The 25,377-nt window shown below is 34.8% G+C and carries 23 protein-coding genes and 3 tRNA genes; 6 read left to right on the forward strand and 20 right to left on the reverse strand.

The window, feature by feature from the left end:
- Positions 1-71 precede the first annotated feature (71 nt).
- Positions 72-458 (reverse strand): hypothetical protein, encoded by a 387-nt coding sequence (locus tag C1638_RS16600; protein WP_109622820.1) that lies wholly within the window; start codon positions 456-458, stop codon positions 72-74.
- Positions 459-1,228: 770 nt separating this feature from the next.
- Between C1638_RS16600 and C1638_RS16605 the strand changes: the two genes are divergently transcribed.
- Together C1638_RS16605 and C1638_RS16610 are read left to right on the forward strand one after the other, a co-directional pair.
- Positions 1,229-1,621, forward strand: coding sequence for a hypothetical protein (locus C1638_RS16605; RefSeq protein ID WP_109622822.1), 393 nt, complete (start codon positions 1,229-1,231; stop codon positions 1,619-1,621).
- Positions 1,622-1,658: 37 nt separating this feature from the next.
- Complete coding sequence (locus C1638_RS16610; RefSeq protein WP_109622824.1) at positions 1,659-2,093, forward strand: META domain-containing protein; 435 nt, start codon at positions 1,659-1,661, stop codon at positions 2,091-2,093.
- A 71-nt stretch (positions 2,094-2,164) separates the two neighbouring features.
- Here the strand turns inward: C1638_RS16610 and C1638_RS16615 are convergent, their stop codons facing one another.
- From C1638_RS16615 to C1638_RS16655, 9 genes are all read right to left on the reverse strand, one after another.
- Positions 2,165-2,425 carry a SemiSWEET transporter gene (locus C1638_RS16615; protein ID WP_109622826.1) on the reverse strand — a complete coding sequence of 87 codons (261 nt, stop codon included), beginning with the start codon at positions 2,423-2,425 and terminating at the stop codon, positions 2,165-2,167.
- Between the two features lie 45 nt (positions 2,426-2,470).
- Positions 2,471-3,505, reverse strand: a complete 1,035-nt coding sequence (locus C1638_RS16620; RefSeq protein WP_109622828.1) for an NAD(P)/FAD-dependent oxidoreductase — start codon at positions 3,503-3,505, stop codon at positions 2,471-2,473.
- Positions 3,506-3,560: 55 nt separating this feature from the next.
- On the reverse strand, positions 3,561-4,499 hold the full coding sequence (gene porN, locus C1638_RS16625) for a type IX secretion system ring subunit PorN/GldN (RefSeq protein WP_109622830.1): 939 nt from the start codon (positions 4,497-4,499) through the stop codon (positions 3,561-3,563).
- A gap of 20 nt (positions 4,500-4,519) precedes the next feature.
- Positions 4,520-6,109 carry a type IX secretion system motor protein PorM/GldM gene (gene porM / locus C1638_RS16630; protein ID WP_109622832.1) on the reverse strand — a complete coding sequence of 530 codons (1,590 nt, stop codon included), beginning with the start codon at positions 6,107-6,109 and terminating at the stop codon, positions 4,520-4,522.
- Positions 6,110-6,157: 48 nt separating this feature from the next.
- Positions 6,158-6,856 (reverse strand): type IX secretion system motor protein PorL/GldL, encoded by a 699-nt coding sequence (gene porL, locus C1638_RS16635; protein ID WP_109622834.1) that lies wholly within the window; start codon positions 6,854-6,856, stop codon positions 6,158-6,160.
- Between the two features lie 59 nt (positions 6,857-6,915).
- Positions 6,916-8,337, reverse strand: coding sequence for a T9SS ring complex lipoprotein PorK/GldK (gene porK / locus C1638_RS16640; protein WP_106917273.1), 1,422 nt, complete (start codon positions 8,335-8,337; stop codon positions 6,916-6,918).
- Positions 8,338-8,445: 108 nt separating this feature from the next.
- Positions 8,446-10,299 carry a glutamine--fructose-6-phosphate transaminase (isomerizing) gene (gene glmS, locus C1638_RS16645; RefSeq protein ID WP_109622836.1) on the reverse strand — a complete coding sequence of 618 codons (1,854 nt, stop codon included), beginning with the start codon at positions 10,297-10,299 and terminating at the stop codon, positions 8,446-8,448.
- A 27-nt stretch (positions 10,300-10,326) separates the two neighbouring features.
- Positions 10,327-11,982, reverse strand: a complete 1,656-nt coding sequence (locus C1638_RS16650) for a DUF4270 family protein (protein WP_109622838.1) — start codon at positions 11,980-11,982, stop codon at positions 10,327-10,329.
- A gap of 13 nt (positions 11,983-11,995) precedes the next feature.
- Positions 11,996-12,766 (reverse strand): glycogen/starch synthase, encoded by a 771-nt coding sequence (locus C1638_RS16655; RefSeq protein ID WP_065396536.1) that lies wholly within the window; start codon positions 12,764-12,766, stop codon positions 11,996-11,998.
- A 171-nt stretch (positions 12,767-12,937) separates the two neighbouring features.
- On the opposite strand from C1638_RS16655, the gene panC reads away from it, so the two are divergent.
- Positions 12,938-13,786, forward strand: coding sequence for a pantoate--beta-alanine ligase (panC, locus tag C1638_RS16660; RefSeq protein ID WP_109622840.1), 849 nt, complete (start codon positions 12,938-12,940; stop codon positions 13,784-13,786).
- Positions 13,787-13,834: 48 nt separating this feature from the next.
- On the opposite strand, the gene C1638_RS16665 is transcribed toward panC, so the two are convergent.
- The 4 genes from C1638_RS16665 to C1638_RS16680 form a co-directional block, all read right to left on the reverse strand.
- Positions 13,835-14,173 (reverse strand): hypothetical protein, encoded by a 339-nt coding sequence (locus tag C1638_RS16665; protein ID WP_109622842.1) that lies wholly within the window; start codon positions 14,171-14,173, stop codon positions 13,835-13,837.
- 113 nt (positions 14,174-14,286) lie between these two features.
- Positions 14,287-14,359: transfer RNA gene (locus tag C1638_RS16670), tRNA-Lys, on the reverse strand.
- Between the two features lie 54 nt (positions 14,360-14,413).
- Positions 14,414-14,496: transfer RNA gene (locus tag C1638_RS16675), tRNA-Leu, on the reverse strand.
- 34 nt (positions 14,497-14,530) lie between these two features.
- Positions 14,531-14,603 (reverse strand) — tRNA-Lys (locus C1638_RS16680).
- 115 nt (positions 14,604-14,718) lie between these two features.
- Here C1638_RS16680 and C1638_RS16685 point away from each other — a divergent pair.
- Positions 14,719-15,234, forward strand: a complete 516-nt coding sequence (locus C1638_RS16685) for a shikimate kinase (protein ID WP_076356402.1) — start codon at positions 14,719-14,721, stop codon at positions 15,232-15,234.
- Between the two features lie 18 nt (positions 15,235-15,252).
- Here the strand turns inward: C1638_RS16685 and C1638_RS16690 are convergent, their stop codons facing one another.
- Positions 15,253-15,690 carry an RNA-binding S4 domain-containing protein gene (locus C1638_RS16690; RefSeq protein ID WP_109622844.1) on the reverse strand — a complete coding sequence of 146 codons (438 nt, stop codon included), beginning with the start codon at positions 15,688-15,690 and terminating at the stop codon, positions 15,253-15,255.
- A 55-nt stretch (positions 15,691-15,745) separates the two neighbouring features.
- On the opposite strand from C1638_RS16690, the gene C1638_RS16695 reads away from it, so the two are divergent.
- Positions 15,746-16,492 carry a hypothetical protein gene (locus tag C1638_RS16695; RefSeq protein WP_109622846.1) on the forward strand — a complete coding sequence of 249 codons (747 nt, stop codon included), beginning with the start codon at positions 15,746-15,748 and terminating at the stop codon, positions 16,490-16,492.
- 255 nt (positions 16,493-16,747) lie between these two features.
- Here the strand turns inward: C1638_RS16695 and C1638_RS16700 are convergent, their stop codons facing one another.
- The 5 genes from C1638_RS16700 to C1638_RS16720 all read right to left on the reverse strand — a co-directional run bounded on the left by C1638_RS16700 (position 16,748) and on the right by C1638_RS16720 (position 23,477).
- Positions 16,748-18,265: an FMN-binding glutamate synthase family protein gene (locus tag C1638_RS16700; protein ID WP_109622848.1), complete on the reverse strand. Its 1,518-nt coding sequence runs from the start codon at positions 18,263-18,265 to the stop codon at positions 16,748-16,750.
- 52 nt (positions 18,266-18,317) lie between these two features.
- Positions 18,318-19,664 (reverse strand): tRNA (N(6)-L-threonylcarbamoyladenosine(37)-C(2))-methylthiotransferase MtaB, encoded by a 1,347-nt coding sequence (gene mtaB, locus C1638_RS16705; protein WP_109622850.1) that lies wholly within the window; start codon positions 19,662-19,664, stop codon positions 18,318-18,320.
- 66 nt (positions 19,665-19,730) lie between these two features.
- Complete coding sequence (locus C1638_RS16710) at positions 19,731-20,321, reverse strand: DUF1572 family protein (protein ID WP_109623262.1); 591 nt, start codon at positions 20,319-20,321, stop codon at positions 19,731-19,733.
- A 95-nt stretch (positions 20,322-20,416) separates the two neighbouring features.
- The gene (locus tag C1638_RS16715; RefSeq protein ID WP_109622851.1) at positions 20,417-22,519 is read right to left on the reverse strand and encodes an FIDD domain-containing protein; all 2,103 of its coding nucleotides are present in this window, start codon (positions 22,517-22,519) and stop codon (positions 20,417-20,419) included.
- Positions 22,520-22,679: 160 nt separating this feature from the next.
- Positions 22,680-23,477, reverse strand: a complete 798-nt coding sequence (locus tag C1638_RS16720; RefSeq protein WP_109622853.1) for a hypothetical protein — start codon at positions 23,475-23,477, stop codon at positions 22,680-22,682.
- 201 nt (positions 23,478-23,678) lie between these two features.
- On the opposite strand from C1638_RS16720, the gene glgP reads away from it, so the two are divergent.
- The gene (gene glgP, locus C1638_RS16725) at positions 23,679-25,343 is read left to right on the forward strand and encodes an alpha-glucan family phosphorylase (RefSeq protein ID WP_109622855.1); all 1,665 of its coding nucleotides are present in this window, start codon (positions 23,679-23,681) and stop codon (positions 25,341-25,343) included.
- Positions 25,344-25,377 lie beyond the last annotated feature (34 nt).

A 25,377-nucleotide genomic window follows, 5' to 3' on the forward strand; every position in this document is an offset into this window, starting at 1 on the left:
ATTACCTGCAAACACAACGCAAAGCTATCCCACCTGTAATCAGGCAGAAAGTAAATGGAAAAAATGAAATTTTAAATTCTAATGGAACGGATCAAAATAAACCGTTTGGTAGCAAGCCCAAAAATAAGACCGTGGAGATCCGGATTAAACCGTTTTTTGTTTTTTAACCCGAAAATATAGACCAAGCTGAAAATACCTGCGAAAACAACAACCGCCTGCCATACATCAGACAGTTGAAAATCATTCTCTGCAAGTTCTAGAGTGGAATTATCTACATTATCTGCCATCTGCTGAACGGAAAGCTTTTCATAAGTCTGGTTCAGTCGATTGGCTCTTTTGGGCATATGATGAGAAACATGACCAGAGTAGTCATTTCGAAGTGTCTTAACGTTAAGTCTGCTTTCCACCACGAAGAGCAGAAAAAGACCGGTTAAAAAATATACTATAAAGTTTCTCATTTTAAAGTGGCAAATGTACACTTAGATTGTGATACCATCTAATAGATTAACAAAATTTAACGCTTCTTTAAATAACCTGAAATCAAAATTTTATTAATTTTTCAATGGCTAGTTTTTTACCATTTATCAATTTTATTAACTGTAAGTTAGATTTTTATAAGAACATATCTAATAGCATTAATACAATGAAATTTAATCTTAAATAAAAGTTTATCTACTATTTTTAACAATAATTTACTTATTTATGAAAGGCAGTACTATCTAATGAATAGCTAAGTTATAATTCAATATATTTTCTCTGCTATGGCTCTGAACGGAAGATTTCAAAATAACAGACTAATTCAGTTTTTTTCTTTAAGTATATCAAAAATTTTATTCCGGATTAATTCTTTATCTCGGGAAAAGATAAATACAAAAAACTAATCTTTATCATGATTTCCAATTATTTACAAAAGCCTATTGGCTTTCTGTGATATTTAAATTACTTTTGCCGAAAATTAAAACAACAAATGAGCAATGAAAAAACTATCCTATTTTCTATTAGATAAAACTGTTAAAAATTCCAAATTAACAATTTCAATTTCAAATTTTTTATCTTAAAAACTACCTATCGTTTTCTGAATAATGTTCTAAAAAAGGTGATGAACAACTCCTTTATTAAAACACAATGTTAGTTTATGTAAAATTAACATATAATTTGCAAAAATATTTGTATTTTTATATAGTATTAACACCATAATTCATGAAACACTTTAAAATCACTTATCACTATGAAAAAATTATTATCTACAATCCTTTTGGGATTGGCAGTTCTTTCCTCAACAGCGTGTAAGCATCCCGGAAAAGAAGCTGAAACAATCACTTCAACGACTCCTGAAAATACAGATGACATTTCAAAAGATGTATATGTTGACAGCTATGGAGAAAAAATAGAAGTAACCATCAATCGTTCCAAAAACACAGCTACCATACATTTAAACGGTAAAACTTATGACCTTAAAAAAAGTGATGCTTTACCGGAGTATACAGCCTCTAATGAAGAGTACCAATATTCTGAAATTAAAGGCAATATAACTTTTTTAAAGAAGAATGTAGATATGGTTCTTTTCCATCTTAAACAGGCAAAAAAAGAATCAGGTCCTGCAAAAATGGCATCGTATTAGCATAGGAACAAAACATAATATTTAAAATCAAAAATTTATGAAAAGCTTATATTATTATTTATCCGCTCTTTTCTTGACTGTATTTCTAGTATCTTGTCAGACTCAAACTGCACAAAAACCTGCAACAACAGATATTACAGGGAAAACATGGAAATTAACGGAGCTTAATGGCCAGCCTATCAAATTGAAAAATTCAAAAAATAACCCTTCTTTCAAACTTAACATGGATGGAATGAGATATGAGGGGCATGCCGGATGTAATGGTTTAGGAGGTACTTTTGAGATCAAGCCTGAAATCATGAGAATTAAATTCAACCAAGGAATGTCTACCATGATGGCTTGTGAAGATTTAGATATTGAAAACCAGTTTACAAAAGCAATTCTTGCTGCAGACAACTATTCTGTTAACGGGAATACATTAACTTTAAACAAAGCAAGAATGGCTCCTTTAGCTAAATTTGTTCTTGAGTAATTATATCTTTTATAATACAATACAAAGACGCCTTATTTCTATAGGGCGTCTTTTTTATTGTATGAAATTTTCTACTTCTTTTTACTGTAAATGATATAACAAATCAGAAGACTTACATTGACCAATACCGCAAATGAATTTGATAAAATAATAGGTAATTCATCTTTCATAAAGCCATACCATACCCACAATGATAACCCTGAAATAAGTACCAAAAGCATAAGTAAGGATATTTCTTCCACATTTTTTTCCCTGATCACCTTTACAAGTTGTGGAATCATGGATACAGAAGTAAGTATTCCTGCTATTATTCCCAGTAAGTTTTCATTCATAAGCTATGTGTTTTGAAAATATGAATTTCTTCAGAATTACTGTAGTTACTTAAATCTATTCCATGAAACTTCTTCATGCAATGGAATGTTTTCTTCTATAAAACGGAATAAATCTCTTGAGAAATAGCAACCATTCAATATTCCTCGTGCTCCCAATCCGTTAAATACATACAAATTATTAAAAGTTTCGTGTCTTCCAATAATAGGTCTTCTATCTTTTACAGTGGGTCTGAAACCGAAATTAGCCTCTTCCACTTCAAAATCGTGGGGATAGAATTCTGAAAGTCCATTCACTAACTGAGCAACTGCTGAGTCATCAATATGATGATGAAGCTGTTCTCTGTCATAGGTTCCACCATAGAAATAAAGACCGCTTCCTGTCGGGAAGAGAAAATGTTTCTTCTTAATCGTTATATTTTCCGGAATAGGTTGGGAAAGCTTTACTTTTATATGATGTCCTTTGTTTGCATTTACAGAAATTTCAGAAAAGTATGGGTTATCTTTCACTCCCATTCCTTCACAAAAAATAATATTTTTGAAATTAAAGTCTTTATAAGAAGAACCGGATGGGTCAAGTTTATCGTACTCGAACTTTTCTTTCATCAAAAAGGCATTTTTTTCAAAATAACTGAATAAACCTGCAAAAAATCCACTTACGCTCAGTCTGGCAGACTGATTCACCTTTCCAGTCTGAAAGTCGTTTTTTACTCCGTTTAAAGACTCAAATTTTTGATCCAAAAAGTTTGATAATTCTTCATTCCCTGATTTTTTAAGCCAAAGCTTCTGTTCATTCTCATCATGGAAAATTCTGTGAATAGGAGCATTGATGAGGTAGTTCTCTCCAGTATATGATTCAATTTCCTTAAGACTGTCTTTAAGGAAATCCAACTGTTCTTGTGCTTTCCAGAATGTGGTAAATTTTTTAAGAACAACCGGGTTAATAATCCCTGCTGAAACCTGGGAAGCGCTTTTCCTCCCTTCAGAATAGATCACAAATGACTTGTTATTCTTAATTAACTGGTGTGCAAAGAATAGCCCAGCATACCCATCTCCTACAATAATATAATCTACATTTTTCATAATAAAAAAAACCTGAGTAAAAATACTCAGGTTTTATATAAATATCAAGTGAAATCTAGTAATTCCACATATCATTTTCCATTTCAAGGATCTGCGACTTGATTCTGTTGCTTTCCTCTAGCTGATCATCAGCATCTTTAGGGATATAATCCTTAATCGTACCGTCTCCTAAACCGGCTGAAGATTTATAAATGATAGAAGAAAATCTTCTTGCATTGATAACATCATCGAAAGATAAGTCTGCAGAAGAGTTTTTTCTATTGAAAACATAATTGTTTGCCAAAATATCTCTTGCATTCGGATAGAAAATCCAGAATAGGTCAATAAGCTCATCATTGCTAGCAATTGGCTTACCGTCTGGTCCTATAACTCCTTGTACTGCTGGATCTGGTCCCATAGCTGCAATACCAAGAGGTCTGTATTTCATTTGTCCGTCTCTCTTATCTACGAACCACATACCCATTATTTTAAGAACTTTTACTTTATCAGTAGTCGTTTTAAATACGTCGGTATATTCTTTCTTCTCTTGTTCAGTTAATTGTCTTCCTGAGTTTAAGATATCGATTGCGGCATCATTGATTCTAACATTCTCCAATCTTTTCTGTATCCCTTCAGGTGAAAGTTTCACAGTAAAGTTTTCATCATCATACACCTGCTCAATTTTACCAGTTAAAGCTGCATCTAACAGTAACTGATATAGAGACCTTGTAGGTGTAGAAAGAAGACCGTCCGGATTGTCATAATAAAATGGCTGATTAATCTTGTCATTCATATCAATGATTTCCCAAACAAACATACTCTTAAGAATGTCTTTGTCTTCAACAAATCCATATTCAAGAGGTTTTACTGTTTTATCAATAATAGTATCACCAACTTTTTGTTTATTCTCCGCTCTCATCTGTCTAAACTCTTCTGGAGAAGAAGCGTTCAGAATAGTCTGGGAAAATGCAAATCCCGAAACTAATACTAAAAGGGTGCTAATATATTTTTTCATAATAAATTACAATTTTAGTCCTATTGAACATTAATAATTATAGGAGTAATGTTTTTAATCTGTTGTCCTTCTAAACCTTGAGCTGTTGCTTTAATATCGAAGATAGAAACTACATCTCCAGATCTTAGGTTCTTGATTAATCCTGAAGCCTCATTTAATGAACTTCCGTGGATCAATAATGCTGCTCTACCAGGTACTCTTACCATGAATTGAGTTACATTGAATGAAACAGGGAAATCAAAATCAGGAATCGCTGCCTGTACAGATTGGTTAGGAATAGAAGTTGCCGGCATAGACAATACATTCTGACCTCTCATCTGACCTTGAGGTGGCGGAACATTCTTAATTCTATATTCAAATACCTGAGATACAGATTTACCATGTGGATCTACTCCAGATAATGTCAATTTCACTGTAGTTCCTGTTGAAGGCTTCACAATCCATTTACCAGGACCTGTATTTCTTACAGTAGCTCCCGGAGCTGATAATGAAAGTTTAGAATTGTCTGCACCTAAGATAGATCCTGAAACAGGGTTCTCAAGTCCTCTATACATTACATTCATTTTATCAGCAGAAAGTAATAATCCTTTTTCAAGTTTTACTTCTCTAGGTCCTGCAATTACATTATAAGTATGCGTCCAAGGGAAGCTTTGAGCTTTACCTGTAGCATCTGTTAAAGTAATTGTACCACCTAATTTATGTTCACCAATACCAGATCCTGAAATAGCAGTAATACCCTTTCCGTTTTCTACTTTGCTTACACCAGATATACTGATTTTATTGCTGTTAGAATAGTTTCCTAGCATTACTTTTATTTCTGCCTGCTTACCAGCCTGAATATCTACAGGACCAGCAACAATTGCTTCATAGCTTGTAAATTTGATGCTTGCATCCACTTTTTCCTGAAGTAATAATGCCAATGCATCAGATTGAACATTTCTGGCATCATTTTGGATAATCTCCAAGTTAGAAATTGCAGCAATTAATGGCTGGTGGTAAAATTTATTTTGGAACCAAGTCTTGTCATTTGGAGATTTCCCTTTAGGATATTCCGCAATAAGAGACTTATTCGCTCTCTCAACTAGGTCGTTAAGTTGAGGGTTTTTACCAAAAGTTGCATTAATATAATTTCTTACATCATCAATTTTAGCTTTTAGGTCTGTAGCATTTTTTGATGGTGCATTTTCATCTCCTTCTTTAAAGAAATATTCCGTAGTTGCTTCATTGTTATTCAATGCAGCAAAGTTTTCACTTACGTCAATATCTTTTCCTTGAGCATCTTTTTCATGAAATTCAGATTGCTTCTTTAACAAGTCTTTGATATCCTGAGCAGATTTCACCAATACATCAATCTTAGTTTTCAATACTTTGTATTGTTCCCAAGGTTGAGCATAAGTATCCGGAACCTGCTGAGCCTTAGCTTCCAGCGTTCTTTCAAAAATCTTTTCGTTCTTTTTTTCTGTTAAAGTTCTTGTATCATTTAACGCTCTGGTAGAATCATAATATGATCTGATGATCTCTGCATCAATATTTAGGGCCATCATCGCGATGAACACCAAATACATTAGGTTGATCATCTTCTGACGAGGGGTCTGTTTTCCTTGTGCCATTCTCTTTTCTTTGTTTGTTGATTAAGTAGTTTAAGTAATGGTTAGGAATTAAGACTTCATAGCAGTTAACATACCACCATAAACTCTATTTAAATTATTAAGATTAGACGTTAAACCTTGTAGCTCTTGATTGAATTTCTCAGAATGCTCTACAGATTTTTGCATATCTGAAACATATTTAGTTGCAAATTCTGCTTGTTTCTTTCCGCTTTCCAATTGCATAGAATATAAAGCATTCATGCTTTCCATATGCTGAGCAGCCTTGTTCAACTGATCATTATATTTATGAGTAGAAGCAGAAACGTCTACCGTTTGATTAATTTGGTCTACAGAACTTGAAAATTTATCGATTCCTGTTCTTAATCTTTCGAATAATTGAACATCTAATCTAGCGTCTTCAAGCATTTTATCTAATTTGGTAGAAAGAGAGTTTTCTAATTCAGCAAATTGAGCTGCAGCGTTGTTATTTCTAGAAGACACATTAGAATGTAATGGGTTTGGGTTAGCATGCTTATCTAATAATTCAGGATAAACATTTTCCCAAGCATAAGACTCCTCAGATTTTGGTGGGTCAAACGCGAAAATAATAAAGATAATCGCCTCTGTAATAAGCCCTACAGTAAGAGCGATATTACCGTTAATTGGTCCCAGGGTAATGTGAGTAATTTTAAGCCAAGCTCCAAGAATTACAATTGCAGCACCGAATGAATAGAAGAAATTCATCCAAGCATCTTTAGTCTTAAACATATTGAGTTAGTTTTTTTAATGTTAAATAAAATTGTTATTGAAAATAATTGTCTGGTTTATTATCTGTTAACTCTTCTTGGCTTAACAGCTGCTTCAGGAATATCCTGTACAGTTCTAAATCCGATATAGCTTCTTGCTGAATCTTTTCTTTCCCAATCTCTAGCCCCTGTCATTAAAGCATATCCTATATCTTTCCAAGATCCACCTCTTACAGTTTTCTTAGTATCCTTTTTATCTTTAGTAGAAGGATTTAAGGTAGAAGAGAATCCATATGAAGAATTGTTGTATGCAGATTCTGTCCATTCAGAAACGTTTCCAGCCATATCAAATAACCCAAATCCATTTTTCTTAAATTTCTTAACTGGAGCTGTATATGTATAAGTACCTTTTTTCTCGTCTTCCATATAGTTACCTCTCTTAGGTTTAAAGTTTGCTAGGTAGCAACCTCTATCATCCATTAGGTATGGACCTCCCCAAGGGTAAGTAGCATTTTGCATTCCCCCTCTTGCAGCATATTCCCATTCAATCTCAGTAGGAAGACGGAACTGCAATGGTCTTTGTTTTTTTCTTTTTAAACTTTCGTTGTAATCAGTTTTCAATTTAGATCTGAAGTTACAGTAAGCTCTTGCCTGGTCCCAAGTTACACCAACTACAGGGTAGTTTTTGTAAGCCTTGTGCCAGAAATATTGTTCAAATAATGGCTCATTGTATGCAAAGTGGAAATCCTTTACCCAAACAGTCGTATCAGGATAAATCGCAATACTTTGACTCTTTAGGTAATTGGCTCCTCTTTCATTATCTGCAAGTGCAGCATCCATATCTCCCCAACGGTAAGTATATTTAAGTTTACTTACGTCTAAAATTCTTTCGTTTCCAATTCTTGAAGAAGCAGGTAGATACAGAGATTCTAAAACTTCTGCGTATTCTACGTCAGGATATTTTGATGTGCTCCAGTGTAAAGGAATTTTCCAGTCCAATCTTTTGCTTGCATCATAGCTTCCGTCTTCTCGGCCACCTTGGCCTTCCATATATTCTTGATAAGGTGTTAAATTTTCTTCTTTTTTAGCAAGGTATGCGTAGTCTCCTATGCTAGCTCCTTTACGCCCTCCTTCATCACCACCTTCTCCGGCAGCTTCAGCAAGTAGAGTTCTCGCAATAGAGTCTCTTACATAATTGATGAATACCCTGTATTCTGAATTGGTAGTTTCTGCTTCATCCATGAAGAAAGAAGAAACAGTAACAGTCTTCAATGCTGCTTTTTCAGGTGTATTTGTTGGATCCTGATCTGCTAGACCAGCAACAAATGAACCTGCAGGAATTGCAACCATTCCGTATGGTCTTTCCGCAACAAATGATTTCGTTTTTTCTCTTGGTATCAATTCTCCTTTTGTTCCAGGCTTCCCTACAGAAGAGCTGCCACCACCAGAACAAGATACCGATGCTACCGACGCAGACAATAATAAAAGAAATATCCTTTTCATGTTAATTTTTATAATTAAGCCGTAAATATATAATTTTTTTAAGAAACTTTTAAGATTTTTTTTGAAATAACGGAAGAAATCTAAATTTATTTTATTTACAACAACTTTTTATTCCACAGTCACAGATTTCGCTAGGTTTCTCGGCTGATCTACGTTTGCACCTCTATATACTGCTATATAATAAGCAAGCAACTGTAAAGGCACTGACGCCACGATAGGAGAGAAACATTCTGATGTTTCTGGAATTTCAATAACATAATCTGCCATTTCGCTAACCTGACGGTCACCTTTATTAACGACAGCAATAACTTTTCCTTTTCTTGCTTTAATTTCCTGAACATTACTCACAATCTTATCATAGTGTCCTTTTTTAGGAGCTATAATAACAATTGGCATATTCTCATCAATTAGGGCAATAGGACCATGCTTCATTTCTGCAGCCGGATATCCTTCTGCGTGGATGTAGGAAATTTCTTTTAATTTCAAAGCTCCCTCTAATGCTGCAGGATAGTTGTATCCTCTTCCTAAATAAAGGAAGTTTGTTGCTTTCACAAAATCCTTTGCAATTTCTTGAGTTAGTTCGTGAGTTGTAGCTAGTACTTCTTCAATCTTCTTAGGAATAGCATCAAGCTCAGTAATTAGATTCATAAACTCAGCATTACCCAGATTTCCATTATGCTTACCTAGCTTGAAAGCAATCAGAGTAAGGATTGTAAGCTGTGCTGTAAATGCTTTTGTAGAAGCAACCCCAATTTCAGGACCTGCATGCGTATATGAACCTGCATCTGTAATTCTTGCAATGGAAGAGTCTACCACATTACATATACCATATATAAATGCCCCTTTTTCTTTTGCTAATTTCAAAGCAGCCATTGTATCTGCTGTTTCTCCTGACTGAGAAATTGCAATTACAACGTCTTTATCTGTGATGATAGGGTTTCTGTATCTGAATTCTGATGCATATTCTACTTCAACCGGAATTCTTGCATACTCTTCAATAAGGTACTCTCCGATTAGTCCCGCATGCCATGATGTACCACATGCTATAATCGTGATTCTGTTTGCATTTTTGAATTTTTCTAAATGATCCCAGATTCCAGCCATCTTGATAATTCCCTCATCGACAAGAAGTCTTCCTCTCATAGTATCGTGGATAGACTTAGGCTGTTCAAAGATTTCTTTAAGCATAAAATGCTCATAACCACCTTTTTCAATCTGCTCTAAGCTTAATTTAAGTTCTTGAATTTCAGGCTCAATTTTAGAATTTTCATTAATTGTTCTAATATCTACCCCATTTTCAAGAGATATAGTCGCCATATGGCCTTCTTCAAGGTAGATCGCTTCTTTTGTAAATTCTACAAAAGGAGAGGCATCAGAAGCAATAAAATATTCTTTATCCCCAATTCCGATTGCTAAAGGAGAACCTAGTCTTCCTACAACCAAAACTCCAGGATAATCCTCATGAAGAACTGTAATGGCATATGCTCCATATACTTCGTTTAGGGCATATCTTACTGCTGTTGGGAAATCAATCTCAGGATTAAGATCCATAAAATACTGAACCAAGTTTACCAATACTTCAGTATCTGTTTCAGATTGGAAAGTGAATCCTTTTTCGGTAAGCATTTTCTTAATGGTATCATAATTTTCAATAATACCATTATGTACAAGTGCTATTTTTCCATTATTTGACAAATGCGGGTGAGAATTCCTGTCACTAGGAACTCCGTGAGTTGCCCAACGAGTGTGTCCCATACCAATTTTGGCTGTTCCTTTCAATTCTTTCGAAATATTCACCAAATCCTCTACTTTCCCTTTTGTTTTTTGTACTTCAAACTTATTGTTTGAACCTTCTAAAACAATTCCTGCACTGTCATATCCTCTGTATTCCAATCTTCTAAGACCGTTAATTACGATCTCATAAGCATCTTGAAAACCTGTATATCCTACTATTCCGCACATATTTTTTGTCTAGTGTTTTATTGTGTTTTAATTTATTTTTTTGGTTGCATAGGTAACCATCAACTTAATTTTATTGGCATTCGAAGCATCACTTCCTATAAAAATAGCTCTGTTCGCATCGACTGCCCTTGTTGTAAATTTAGCACCAACAGCACCCCCTTGTGCATTTTTCACAAATGTTCCCATGTTGATAAGCAATGGGTTATTTACCATATCTGCAGCAGAAACATTAGCTCCGCCTTCTACAATATTCTTCAATGTCTTTGTCACTACGAAGTCATAGTATTCAGGAGTTGTATCTGTTTTCTTACTATAAATATACATATTAAGTCCAGCAGACACATCTGATGTAAAACTCAATTTTGAGTAATCAATCATCGTCGTACTACCTTCCTTATATATAAGTGGTACAAGCGTAAATTTACGGTCTCCATCTACAGAATGAGCATTTGTAAAGGTTAATGGATCTGCATACATTCTAATTTTTGCTCCTACAATACCTATTTTATTATCTGCAAACAACGTTTTAAGCTTTTCAATTGTCTCATTAGGAATCTTAACACCTATTGATGGTCCTCCCATTCCCTGAACAAAAAGTCTTGGATCACCCGATGGCTTACTATTGGATAATGCAGACTCAACTGGATATCCTCCTCTGTTATATTCATATTGACCAATATGAGCATTCAGATTTCCTAAGTTAAAATTAAGAGTTGTTTGTGGACGTGTTGTAGTACTGTTCTCTGTTTTATCATATTTATAATACATGATCAGCTCCATGTCATCAGGTGAAAACTGGAAAAGATATTTATCAGTTCCCTCTACAGAAAGTCTGATACCTTTAAAGTATCTGGTAAAGTTGGAAGCATCCTGAAGTTCAGGCTTTCCTTTTTTATCTAAAATATGGGTTTTAAAGAAATCCGTATTGCTTAATTTAATTCTAAATCCAAGATTTCCGGTAAATAAATTAGAGTTATCAGATTTTTTTGTAACAGTTACCGTACTTACATTTCCATCAAAAACTCCTGATCCTAACAATTCACCAGTACCAACAATCGCATTAGAACGTTGAAATGCCTCATTATTTGCATCTAAAAATGAAGTAACTTCATGTACATTGATTGTCATGGATTTAGATGCCCCACCTATTTTACCATATTTACGAACAGGGTAAGATTTCTTTTCGATAGAAACCGGAACCGTTTCAGTACCCACCATAAAGTCATTTTTGTCATATGCTCCAGGTGCTTTTATTGAATCAGTAATATAATAGGTGTTCTCCAGAGTGTTAGCCGGTGGTCTCACTACCAGCACCACAGAGTCTATTTTTGGATTAGGTCCATTGAAGTCAAAATTATCCGTAGGCATTCTCAATTGAGTAACATAGGATGCTTTCTGCATTCCAAACTGCCCTTCTGTAAAAGAACCAAGAACTCCGGTAGATAATGCAGCCCCTGTTCCACTTAATCCGGTAATAAGCCTGGAAGCATCACTTCTGATAGAATCATTATTGGTAATATTATAACCAATAATAGGGTATGAAACTTCTTCACCCTTTGCTGCATCTTTATTAAAGAGTTGCTCACCAAGAGAATCTGGATCTGGTTCACAATTATAAAGAATTGCACTTCCGAAAATCGCCAATGAAAGTATGGCGAAAGTCTTTTTAAGATTATGAGTCATTAAAAATGTGTTTTTAATAAAGTTGATTTATAGAATCTACGTCAAGATACTCCGACTTTTGGATCGTCGTTTCGTTAAAAGCCTTATCAAGGTCTTCATCCAGGAATTCATCTCCTTTTACAACGGCATCTACATAGTTCATACTTTCGATAACAAAACTTTTGATTGTTGGGTTATCTAACGCTTTTAATCCTGAAATATTATCGAACTTCAGCTTTTCATCAATCTTTTTATCAAGGTCTGCATCTTTCTCATTGTATAGGGAAAGAACAATTTTAGCATCCTTGAAGTAAGTATCTGATTCGTAGTAAGTCTTAAGATAAATTGGAACAAAAGAAGACATCCATCCATTTAAATGAATGACGTCCGGAACCCAATTCAGTTTCTTGATTGTTTCAATAACTCCTCTGGCAAAGAAAATAGCTCTTTCGTCGTTATCGTCGAAAGGAGTTCCTTCATCATCGAAATAGTATTGCTTTCTTTTGAAGTATTCTTCGTTATCAATAAAGTAAACCTGCAGTCTTTCCCCCGGAAGAGACGCTACTTTAATGATTAGAGGCTGATCCAGGTCATTGATAATAATGTTCATCCCTGAAAGACGGATCACCTCATGAAGTTGGAATTTTCTCTCACTTATTTGTCCAAATCTTGGCATAAAAACTCTTACATCATTGCCTTCATTGTGCATCTTAAGTGCCATTTTGTTTACAACAGCAGCCATATTCGTATCTTCTTGGTATGGATACATCTCTGTCGTAATGTACAGTATTTTTTGATTCGGCATAAATTTTCTATCTAGTTTTTGTAAAAATGCTTTAATGTGCAAAATTACAAAAAAACATCCAACATTATTTTAATTAACATTTTTTTACGAAATTTCCCTTTCCCAAACTATTAAAAACACATTTTATTATATGATATTTTTAGTATTTTTGAATAAGTATTAAAATAAACTATGGAAGTTATAAAAAACAGGAAAATCCTTCAGGACTTCATTGAAAGACAGAAGGAAATGGGAAAGAAAATTGGCTTTGCCCCTACCATGGGAGCACTGCACAAGGGACATCTTTCCCTATATGAAGAAGCAAAAAAGGAGAATGACCTTGTTATTTCTTCAATTTTTGTAAATCCGACCCAATTCAACAATCCTGAGGATCTTGAAAAATACCCAAGAGACATTAACAGGGATATTTTAATTCTGGAAAACTCAGGGCTTGTAGATGCCGTCTATATCCCAGAAATAGCAGATATCTACCCTGAAAAAGCGGAAAGTCAACGTTATGACTTTGATGGATTGGAAAATGAAATGGAAGGAAAATCCAGACCGGGACACTTTGACGGTGTAGGAACAGTTGTGGAAGAGCTTTTCAGACAAATACAGCCTGATGCTGCTTACTTTGGCGAAAAGGACTTTCAGCAACTTGCCATTATCAAGAAAATGGTTGATAAGAAACACCTCCCTGTTAAAATAAAAGGAGTTTCTATTTACAGGGCTGAAAACGGACTGGCATTAAGTTCAAGAAACCAAAGACTTCATGAAGACAGAAAAGAGGCATCAAAAATCATTTACCAAACTTTAAATAAAGTGAACGATTGGTTCAGAACCGTTACAATACCAGAAATTAAGGACCGAGTAGAAGATATTTTTGACGAACAACAAGGAATGCAACTTGAATATTTCCTAATTGCTGATGAAAACACATTACAAGAAACTGATTTCTTTTATAAAGACAGAAACTTCAGAGCTTTTATTGTAGTAGTTGTGGATGGAGTAAGATTAATTGACAATATGCATCTGGATTAGTATAGTAATACACATATTCTTTATAAAACAAGAACTCTGATGCTACCGTCAGAGTTTTTTTAATTTGTTATAATAAGAAGCAATTAACCAAATAATTATGGGAGAGAAAAACAATACGACAGAAAATATTCCTGTTGCAATATCTCTAATAATCTCACTTTCCATTTCAAGAAATAGTATACAGAAAAATTCAAAGCCTATGATAGCCCCGCCTCCTAAAATATAACCATATGATCTGGTATCTTTAAATTTTATTTTTTCTCTATTGGATTTTATGTAAGCACGAACGACATGATATAAAAAAATTAAAAAGAAAACTCCAGCAGATAATAATACAACAAGAATCATCCAAGCTAATTCTTCATCAATAATGCTAATATCACTCATATTTTTTTATAATTGATTATTAATACAAAAATCAAAGGCCTCTTGGAAGAGACCTTTGAAACACCAAATCACAAAATATTAATATGAAAAAAATTTACTTTTCAGTAAACTTGTGACCCGGCTGGGATTCGAACCCAGGACCCATACATTAAAAGTGTATTGCTCTACCAGCTGAGCTACCGAGTCGGCCACAATTAAAATGAAATTGCTTTCACTATAATTATAAATTTTTCTTTGCAGTGCCTGCGACTGGACTCGAACCAGCACATCCTTAGGAAACCACCCCCTCAAGATGGCGTGTCTACCAATTTCACCACGCAGGCAACAAAATTACAAGTATCGTAATTTTATTGCTAGTGACCCGGCTGGGATTCGAACCCAGGACCCATACATTAAAAGTGTATTGCTCTACCAGCTGAGCTACCGAGTCGGTCACTTACTTAACAAGTTTTCATTTAAGTAATGTCCCTTGTTTTAAGTGGTGCAAAGATATGACTTTTTTCTGTATCTCAAAACTTTTTCGCAAATTTGTTTAAAAAAAATTCATGATAATTTCACTAATTGGATACATGGGGTGTGGCAAATCTCACATTTCCAAAATATTAAGCGAAAAAATAGATTTTAAACTGATAGATCTTGATAAAGAGATTTCCAGAAAGAGTAAATTAACCATTCCTGAAATATTCGAAAAAAAGGGAGAAATTTACTTTAGAAAGCTTGAAAGAGAAGCTCTTGAAGAAATATTGGCTTCTGAGGAAAATGTAGTTTTAAGCCTTGGCGGAGGAACTCCAGTATATTATAACAATATGGAGATCATCAATCATAACTCTAAGAGTATATTTCTAAGAGCTTCTGTGGGAACTTTGGTTGAGAGGCTTTCCAAACAGAAAGAAAAAAGGCCGATTATTGCCAATATTTCGGATGAAGATCTACCGGAATTCATAGCCAAACATCTATTTGAAAGAAATCAATTTTATAGTAAAGCTCAGTTCAGTATAGGCACGGATGCCAGAGAACCGGACGACATTGTAAAAGAAATAATAGAAAAGCTCTATCACTAGAGCTTTTTTATTTTAATTTTAATCTTCACTTTCGGTATCATCAGCAGTTTCTCCGAAGAAGTCATCCCAATCTGTAAAGTCGGATGCAATATCGTTTCCTACATAATCATCCATATCTCTTCTGTCCTTTTTTGTAGGCCTTCCCTCGCCTTTATTTCTGTAATAATCCTGTGACATTTTACGAAGTTTCAGAAGTTCATATTGTTCCTTATCTGTTACATCCTGTATATGTAGCGGAACTAATTTCGCTCCAATTCTGCTTTTAGGAATCTGAATCACTTTTATTTTATAATCAATTTGATTCTTGCGGATTTTAATAACATCTCCTTCTTTTACCTCCTTAGATGACTTTACGGCAGAGGTTCCTATGGAAACTCTATTCTTTTTAATCTCCTCTGACGCAATATTTCTAGTCTTATAAAAACGAATGCTCCACAAAAATTTATCTATTCTCATAATTTTTTATACTTTTGCCGTTATATTATTTGTAAAGTAATTAAAGTTTTTTGAAATGAAAAAAATATTTTTATATATCCTTGCGGGATCTTTGTGTTTTTCTGCATGTAAAAAAGATGATGAATTGGATTATTATGTAGAGCCGGAAGACATCAACGTCCAGAATAGCTATGATGAACAGGCTATTAATAAATTTATGGATGAAAATTATCTTGATGTACAAGGAAATATAAAACCTTTCAGTGCTACCGATACTGCTGATGATAAGGAAAAGAAATTATCTGCACTAGATGTTAAGAGGCTTCCTTCAGGAACAATTTATATCATGAGAAATGGTGCACAACCAGCTCCGGCTGATGCACAGCCAATTTTAGAAAAAAGTGTTATTAAAATAATGGGTAGGGGTTACTCTTACCTAGCTGCTGATAACAATGGAAGTGTAGTATTTACAGCAAAATCTGCATTTTTAAATACTATAGACGGAAGTACTCTTCCTTTAGTAGATCCAATGTATTACTACGTAAAAGACAAAGTAAAAACAGACGCAACTACGTCGGCAGCACAACAATCTAGCTACTATGAAATAGCAGGTTTTAAAGAAGCATTACAAAAGTTCAGTGGTTTTAAAAACCTACCAAGTGAGGCTCCTTACAATTTACAAGGAGTAATTATAGTACCATCCAAAGCAGCTTTTGCGAGAAATGCTCATTATCAATACCTAGGACAAACCTACAGAAACAAGTCTTTCGTTTTCAATTTCCAAATCTATGAAAGCAGAGATAGACTTGATAGTGAAAAATAAAATACAAACCGCCTCCACAGGCGGTTTTTTTTATTTATAAACAGTTTCAAATACTTTATTATAATGGGTTTGATTAAGATCTTAAAATCTCACTTTATGAGCCGAAGAACCTGTAAGAACCTCATCATTATTATATCATCATTCTAATTCACCGGATCTTATTTGTAGAGCAAAAAAAATCAGAATAGACAATATGTTATTCTGATTTTTTTTGTTTCAAACCATCTGCTTAAGACAGCTTTATTTATTCTGTTATTAAGATCTTGCTTTTTGCTTTACATTTCCTAAAATATCCGGGAAATATAGGTCTGCAAGATGATCGAATTCATCACCTCTCATAAACATTGTTGCATCTACTTCTTCATAAGAACTTCTTCCGGCTGCGGCAATCAGCTCGTTGCAGGTATGAAGTGTATTTTTATGGAAATGATATACTCTTTCACTCTTATCAGTAACATCCAATCCTTTGATCAACATTTTATCCTGTGTAGCAACTCCCGTAGGACAGTTGTTGGAATTACATCTTAAAGCCTGAATACATCCTAAAGAGAACATAAATCCTCTTGCATTGTTACACATATCCGCTCCCATAGCAACCGCTCTTAAAATATCTAAGCTTGTAAGAACTTTACCACTGGCAATAACTCTTAATTTATGTCTAAGGTTATAATTATTCAATGTTCTGTTTACAAATATCAAGGCAGGCTCCAAAGGCATCCCTACTCCATCTGAGAATTCTGGTGGTGCTGCACCTGTACCTCCTTCTGCTCCATCAATAGTAATAAAATCAGGATAAATCTTCAGTACATTCATTTGTACACAGATATCCTCAAATTCTTTTGTATCACCAATACAAAGCTTAAATCCAACTGGTTTTCCTCCTGAAAGTTCTCTTAATTCTTGTACAAACCTCAACAATCCGGCTGCATCAGAAAAAGAGGTATGTGATGGTGGCGAAATAACGGTCATACCAGGTGTTACGTGACGAATTGCTGCAATTTCTGGAGTATTTTTCACTCCAGGAAGGACTCCTCCGTGCCCAGGTTTTGCTCCTTGTGATAATTTAATTTCTACCATTTTCACATTAGGAAGAGTTGAATATTTTGCAAATAATTCAGGATTAAATTTTCCCTCATCATCACGACAACCAAAGTATCCTGTTCCAATTTGCCAGCATAAATCTCCTCCTTCCATATGGTAAGATGAAATTCCTCCCTCTCCTGTATTATGATAAAAATTTCCCTTTTTAGCGCCTCGGTTCAAGGAAATCTGTGCCCTGTCACTTAAAGCTCCAAAGCTCATCGCCGAAATATTAAATAGAGATGCATGGTAAGGTTGTGTACATTGCTCACCTCCTACCCAAACTCTTGGAAGCTCTTCCGAAGGGGATTTAGCATAAATAGAATGCTTAATTCCTTCATATTTTCTATGATTAACCTCTAGTTGTGTACCAAAAGCAACCGTATCACTTAAGTTTTTAGCACGTCTGTATACTGCAGAACGCTGATTTCTTGGAAAAGGTTTACCATCGGTTTCCCTTTCTATGAAATACTGCTGCATTTCCGGTGAAATACTTTCGAAAAAGTATCTGAGGTACCCCAACACAGGGAAGTTCCTCAAAATAGCATGTTTCGATTGGTAAGCATTGTAAACACCCAATGCATAGATTGCGGATAGCAGCGTCGGTATCCAATAATGCGCTCTGATTAGTAATGCTACAGCCCATGTAGCAACTACTAATACAATTCCCCAAGATAAAAACTTATCTCTCATGAATGTAGTATTTAAAGTTAAAAATAAATTTAGTGGAAATTTTGCAAAGAGCCTATGCTTTTGCTAAAAAGTTTTGGTAGGAAGATTGCACAGAAACTGTGCCATCTGACAGGATTTTTTCTAAATTTAGAAATTCGATTTGATTTACGAATGCAACATCAAAGTCTTTTTGAACTCTCACATAGTTTTCTGTGAAGCCAAACATTTTACCGTCTTTATTTTCATGCTCCCAAAGTACAGGAAGTGTTTTTCCTAGCTGTGTCTGATAAAATGCCATTTTTTTCTTTTCAGAAAGAATTCTAAGCATTTTATTACGTTTTTTCCTTTCTGGAATAGGAACAACATCACCCATTGCTGCAGCTTCTGTATTTTCTCTTTCAGAATAAGTAAATACGTGAAGATAGGTAATTGGAAGATCATTAAGGAAATTATAGGTTTCCATAAATTTCTCTTCTGTTTCTCCGGGGAATCCTACAATCACATCCACACCAATGGCTGCGTCAGGCATTACCTCACGGATTTTGTTTACTCTATCATTATATAGCTTGGTAAGATAACGACGCTTCATTTTTTTCAATAAATCATCGCATCCAGACTGTAAAGGAATATGGAAATGCGGAACAAAGCTTCTGCTTTTAGAAACCAGCTCTATACTTTCATCCTTTAAAAGATTAGGTTCAATGGAAGAGATACGGATTCTTTCAATTCCGTTTACTTTATCCAGTTCAGAAATAAGGTCAAGAAAAGTATGTTCGTGTCTTTTGTTACCGAACTCACCTTTACCATAATCCCCAATGTTTACACCGGTAAGTACAATTTCCTTGATATCTTTCGCTGCAATTTCAGTAGCATTTCTTAGAACGCTTTCAATAGTATCTGAACGAGAAATCCCTCTTGCTAATGGAATGGTACAGTAAGTACATTTATAGTCACAACCATCCTGAACTTTCAGGAAAGCTCTTGTTCTGTCACCTATAGAATAACTTCCGATAAAAAAATCAGTTTCTTCAATCTCACATGAATGAACAATTCCTTCATTCTCAGTTTTTTCTAAATCGTCAAGGTAGCTTAGAATATTGAATTTTTCTTTAGCTCCCAAAACAAGATCAACTCCCTCAATCTGTGAAATTTCTTCAGGTTTCAACTGTGCATAACATCCTACAATAACAACCAGCCCTTCCGGATTTGCTTTCATTGCTCTTTTTACATGCAGCTTACATTCACGATCAGCATTTTCTGTTACCGAACATGTATTGATTACATAGATGTTAGCTCTTTCATCAAAGCTCACCTTATCATAACCTGCATCTGTTAATTGACGGGCAATAGTAGATGTTTCTGCAAAGTTTAATTTGCAGCCAAGTGTATGAAACGCGGCAGTTCTGTGAAAAGTAGACATTTGTTACTCCTGAATTTTATGGGTGCAAAGATAGTAATTTTAATAATAATCCAAGATTGATTCAATCTATTGTTTATATTCATCCCTTACTTCAGGGCTGTTTTGAAAGCAAACCGGTGATGAATTAAAATCTGGTTCTTCAGCTGAAAATTTATTTTTCATTTCATTATTAAACTCCTGCGACTTATTTCTGGCAATGGAAAGTGTATTCCATTCATTATTTTTCATCATTTTCGCAATATAGATAATCTGTCCGATGTGATAAGGATAGTGAGCCAACTGCCGAAAAACAGCATCAATAATAGAATGAGACTCACCTCTTATCTGGATTATTGAGTAAAGATTTTCATCATTGATCTGATCTAAGGCATTAAAAAAACATGCCCAGCCTTTTTCCCAGTATTCAATAACTTCAGCCTTAGTTTTAAATGTACTTACGAACTCTTCATCACGACGGCGCCAGGATTTCTCACCATCTTCAGTCAAAAAGTTGGTCCATCTTGATAGCATATTTCCGGCGATGTGCTTTACAATTACTGCTATGGAATTGCTTTCTTCATTATACTGCCAGAAAATCTGCTCGTCAGATAACTGGCTAAATGTTTTATCACCAAGAGATTTATAATACTCAAAGCGTTTTACAAAAAGGTCTTTCATTCTTTCTATTTTCATTAACTAATGTAAAAAAAGTATAGATAAAAACCATCTCTTGCGAAATGGTTTTATCTATGTATAATATTTATAATAGGTGATTATTCCCTATTTTTAACCAGTACCCAACCTGTAAATTTAACAGGTGTATTTTTTTTATCATTTTCGTTCCATAATACGGAATACCAATACGTTCCGGTAGGCGCTCTTCTTCCTCCAATGGTTCCGTCCCATTTGTATCCATTAAGCTTATCTGCCTGATGAATCTTTGTTCCATATCTATCAAAAACATTGATAATAAGGTTTTGTTTTCCGCCTAACGCAGAGTAATCGATCACATCATTGATCCCATCTGCATTTGGAGTAATAACGTTAATTAAATTCGGAACAACAATTCCAACTACAATAGGATCACAGTCATAGGCATCCTTTACAGATATCTTATAATCTCCTCTTGGAAGATTGCTGAAAATATTGGAATCCTGCCAAACAATATTATCCAGAGAGTATTTGTAAGCCGGATTTCCTCCTATTACCGACACTGTAACTGAATTGTTTGTAACATCAATACTGGAAACAACTGGCTGTTCAGACGCTATCACTTTCACAGTTTGTGTAGTCACACATTCTCCGGTTTTAAGTTTTACCCAATACACTCCAATTCCTACATTAATGGTCTGGGTTGTAGCACCCGTACTCCATTCATAACTTTTGAATCCTGGCCCAGCATCCAATATCGTCTTATCTTCAGCACAAATTATTTTATCTTTAAGGATAGCAGAATATACTGGCGGAATTACCACTAAAGTAATCTTGGCTATGGCATAACAACCTTGGGCATTTAAAACTCTTACATAGACTACTCCATTCGGAGCTATATAATTGGCAGGAGTTGGAATTTCATTAGTTTGATTAATCGCATCAGCAAGAGACGGATAGTATTTTTTTCCTGTATTTTGAGGGCCGGTTACTGAAGCATTGATAAGATTAAATGATGCTGTAGCCGGATTGGTTTCAATAAAGCACGATCTCAGGGTTGTTTCATTTACAACTACTACAGGATGAAATTTTAAAGTAATCTTGGCCACCGAAAAGCATCCAAACTCAGAGATCACTTTCACATAGATGGTTCCCTCAGCGGATACAAAAGCTGTAGGTGTTATAATCTCATTGGTCCCGGCATTGAGATCTGCCATCGTGTGATAGTATTTCTTCGTCACATTTGGAATACCAATAACATCTGCAGTCGTCAGATCAAATAATGCTGTTCCCGCGTTATTATTGTTACACTCAGTTAAAGTGGCATTTTTAACTGTAATGGATCCATCTTTGAATTTGAACTTTCCAACTTGTTTACACTTATTGAGCGGATTAGCCGGATTAGCAGCATCTGTATAGCTAATACTATAATAAAAAACTGTAGTAGTATTTACTGTTATTGGAGTTGTAATAGGATTGTTCCCTGTTAAGGCATCATTCTGAGTGGTATGATAGCTTACACTAAAATGCTGATTGCCATTTATAATACCCGGTGATAATGTAGAAAAATCAAATAGAACAGAGCTTGAACAAATAATAACTTCTCTTGGGTCCGCAGGATTAACTGGAGAAACACCTGGTGGAATAAAAGGATAAGTCTGAATATTTGGGTCTGTAAATGGTGACGCCAATGTTGCTGTTCCTCCCCATGTCAATGAAAATGGAGCCGTTGTACTACTTGTACTACTCACCCAGTTATCGATAAATAAATAATATGTTTGTCCCGGTAAAACATCCAAATATTTACAATAAGGCGTTAATGATCCCCCTAAAGCATTTGTAATGGTACTTGTCATATTTAATCCTGTAGCAGGGCCGGGTCCTATCACAGTTGCTGCATTACAACGTATAGGCGCTCCTAAACTTCCACAGTTTACATTGGGACCAAAAATTGCCCAGTCATAATCCGCATCCGGATTATTCGGAACCAAATCAAAGGTAAGGGTTCCGCCATTCGCAATTGTAATTTTATACCAAATCGAATTATGCTCTCCCGTTGCATCTAAACAGCTACCCGAATTCACCAATTCCTTAATGGTACCATAACCTGACGGGCTATACGTAATATTGGAATTCCCACAAACAGCCAGTGCCGACGCACAATCTGCCTGAGAATAAAAAGTATGGGATATGCATAGAAGAATAAAAAGTAAAATTTTTCTCATAGATATATAGTTTTTATGGTTGAATCAATTAGTAGTCAGATAAATACCCAACCCAGACCAAATATACCTATAATTTAATCACAAATAACAAAATTCCAATAATTTTGAAATATTTTAAATAAAAAAACAAATTCATTATTAATAATACAATAAATACTGCTTATTTTATACTTGTGATATTCCCACAAAGGTTTTCGAGATGAAAGATTTTATGAAAAGGGCTTTTCACTTCATTCAAATGTTCTTTATCCTGAATAAAGGTATATCGGGAAGCAATGGAATTCATGTCTGAAACAATCACCAGCCAACATTCATCTACAGAAGTATCGTAATAAGGGAATTTTTCGTTTTTCTTTTCAATAAGTTCTAGAATTTTCTCGGAACACAGTTCATCAAAAAGGTTCATGCTGTATTCGTGGGTAATAAAGACATTTCTTCGGTGAAAAGATTTTCTCACACTTTTTACACATCCTATTCCTTTATTTTTTTTAATGCTTTTACAAATACTGATAATATTTTCCTCCTGCTCCTCCAGATGATCAAACTTTATATTAGGATGAAACTCTAAAAAATAAACACCACGATATTTCGTGGTGTCTTCTTGTTCTAATAATATTTCTGCCTGACGGAACATTTTATTCAAAGTACTTTCCACTTTCTTCATTTCCAGATGATTGATCACTTCGGTCAACTCTATTCCGATTTTTTTGTCGTTTAGCTTTGCGATAAAGTCAGGACTTTCGCAGGTAAAGTTTTCAAATTTCACTTCAGGGAAATGATGCATAAAGGAGTTGAGAAGAAGAATCTCTGATTTTTTTCGATATTTTTCACGATCATGAAGCGGAGACTCATCTATGGTACGGTGATACTTTTCTATGGGCTTTTTTTTCAAATGCCTGTTCAGGTAATACAAACTCAGATTCTTGATCAGATCTTCCTCAGAAAATGTCTTTTTCATGTGTGATTTTTTTATTTATTTAGAACACATGCATCCATTGGCCTCAACGTTAAAAGTTTTTGATAATCAAAATTTTACACTCTTAAAGGTAAGTAAAAAAACTATTCAACACCTACTTTTAAAATTAATTTATCTATTAATTAATGTAAAGTTTATTTTCATAATCAATACCTTTGCTTCTTCTAACACAAATCAGTATTTATGGATTTCAGGAATTTTAAAATACCCTATCACATTACCCCCCAATATTCAAAAAGAACTGCCTATTTTTCAATGGAATTTGCCCTTGAACAGGTATTAAAAATATATTCAGGAGGACTTGGCTTTCTGGCAGGATCTCATATGAGAAGTGCTTATAACCTAAAGCAGGATCTTATCGGAATCGGTATTCTTTGGAAATTCGGTTACTATGATCAGGCAAGAAATCATGACCAGACTCTACAACCGGTATGGACAAGAAAAATGTACAGTTTTCTTGAAGACACAGGAATACAATTTCAAATCGAAATTCACAGTGCTCCTGTTTGGGTAAAAGTATGGTACCTTGATCCTGAAATTTTCAATACAGCACCTATGTTTTTTCTTTCTACAGATGTTCCTGAAAACGACCATGTTTCCAAAACAATCTGTCACAAATTATATGACGCCAATGAATCCACAAAACTGGCTCAATATATTCTACTAGGAAAAGGAGGAGCAAAATTACTGGATGAAATGAACATTGAAAGAGATGTTTATCATCTGAATGAAGCCCACGGACTTCCCGCAGCATTTTATCTGTTAAAAAAATATAATGGAGACCTGAATAAGGTTAAAGAAAAACTGGTTTTCACCACACACACTCCTGAAGAAGCAGGAAATGAAAAGCATAATTTTAAGCTGTGCTATGACATGTCTTATTTCTCTGGTTATAGTATGGATGAGGTAAAAAGCATTGAAGGTATTGATGATGAACGTTTCAACCACTCTCTTTGTGCCCTTAAAATGGCAAGAATAGCCAATGGTGTTTCACAGCTTCACGGTGTAGTCTCCCGAGCGATGTGGAATAAATACCCCGGAATCTGCGAGATTACATCCATCACCAACGCACAGGAATTTAAATATTGGGCAGATAAACCTCTTTACAATGCAAAGGATGAAAACGATGACACTGTTTTCGATTACCGCAAAAAGCATTTGAAGAAAAAATTGTTCAGTATTGTAGCTGACCAAACCGGGAATTTATTCAACCCCAATGTTTTTACCATTGTCTGGGCCAGAAGGTTCGCAGGTTACAAACGTGCAGATCTTCTATTACATGACAAAGACAGGTTTTACAGACTTCTGAACAATCCCAAATATCCGGTGCAAATTATTTGGGCTGGAAAGCCTTACCCAATGGATTATTCTGCGATTTCTACCTTTAACCTCTTAGTTGAAGAAAGTAAAAATCACAAAAACATGGCTGTTCTTACAGGCTATGAGCTTTCTTTAAGTAAATCATTAAAGCAAGGTTCTGATCTATGGCTAAATAACCCAAGAGTTCCAAGAGAAGCTTCTGGAACTTCAGGAATGACTGCCGCGATGAATGGCTCCGTTAACTTATCCACAGATGATGGCTGGATTCCTGAGTTTGCAAAGCATGGAGAAAATTCATTTGTGGTACCAAAGGCAGATTATCTGAATATGAGTATCTATGAACAGGACAACTATGATTTGAACAAATTATATGAAATCCTTGAAAACGAAATTCTCCCAGCCTATTACGACAATCCTGATCAATGGAGAAAGATTCAGCAGAATGCTATGAACGATGTAAAAGATCAGTTCAATAGTGATAGAATGGCTGATGAATATTATAGAATGCTTTATAATCAAGCAGAATAATAAGAAAGTAAAGAAACGATATAAAATAATTCGC

The sequence above is a fragment of the Chryseobacterium oncorhynchi genome, assembly GCF_002899895.1.
In the GTDB taxonomy this organism is placed as follows: Bacteria; Bacteroidota; Bacteroidia; order Flavobacteriales; family Weeksellaceae; genus Chryseobacterium; species Chryseobacterium oncorhynchi.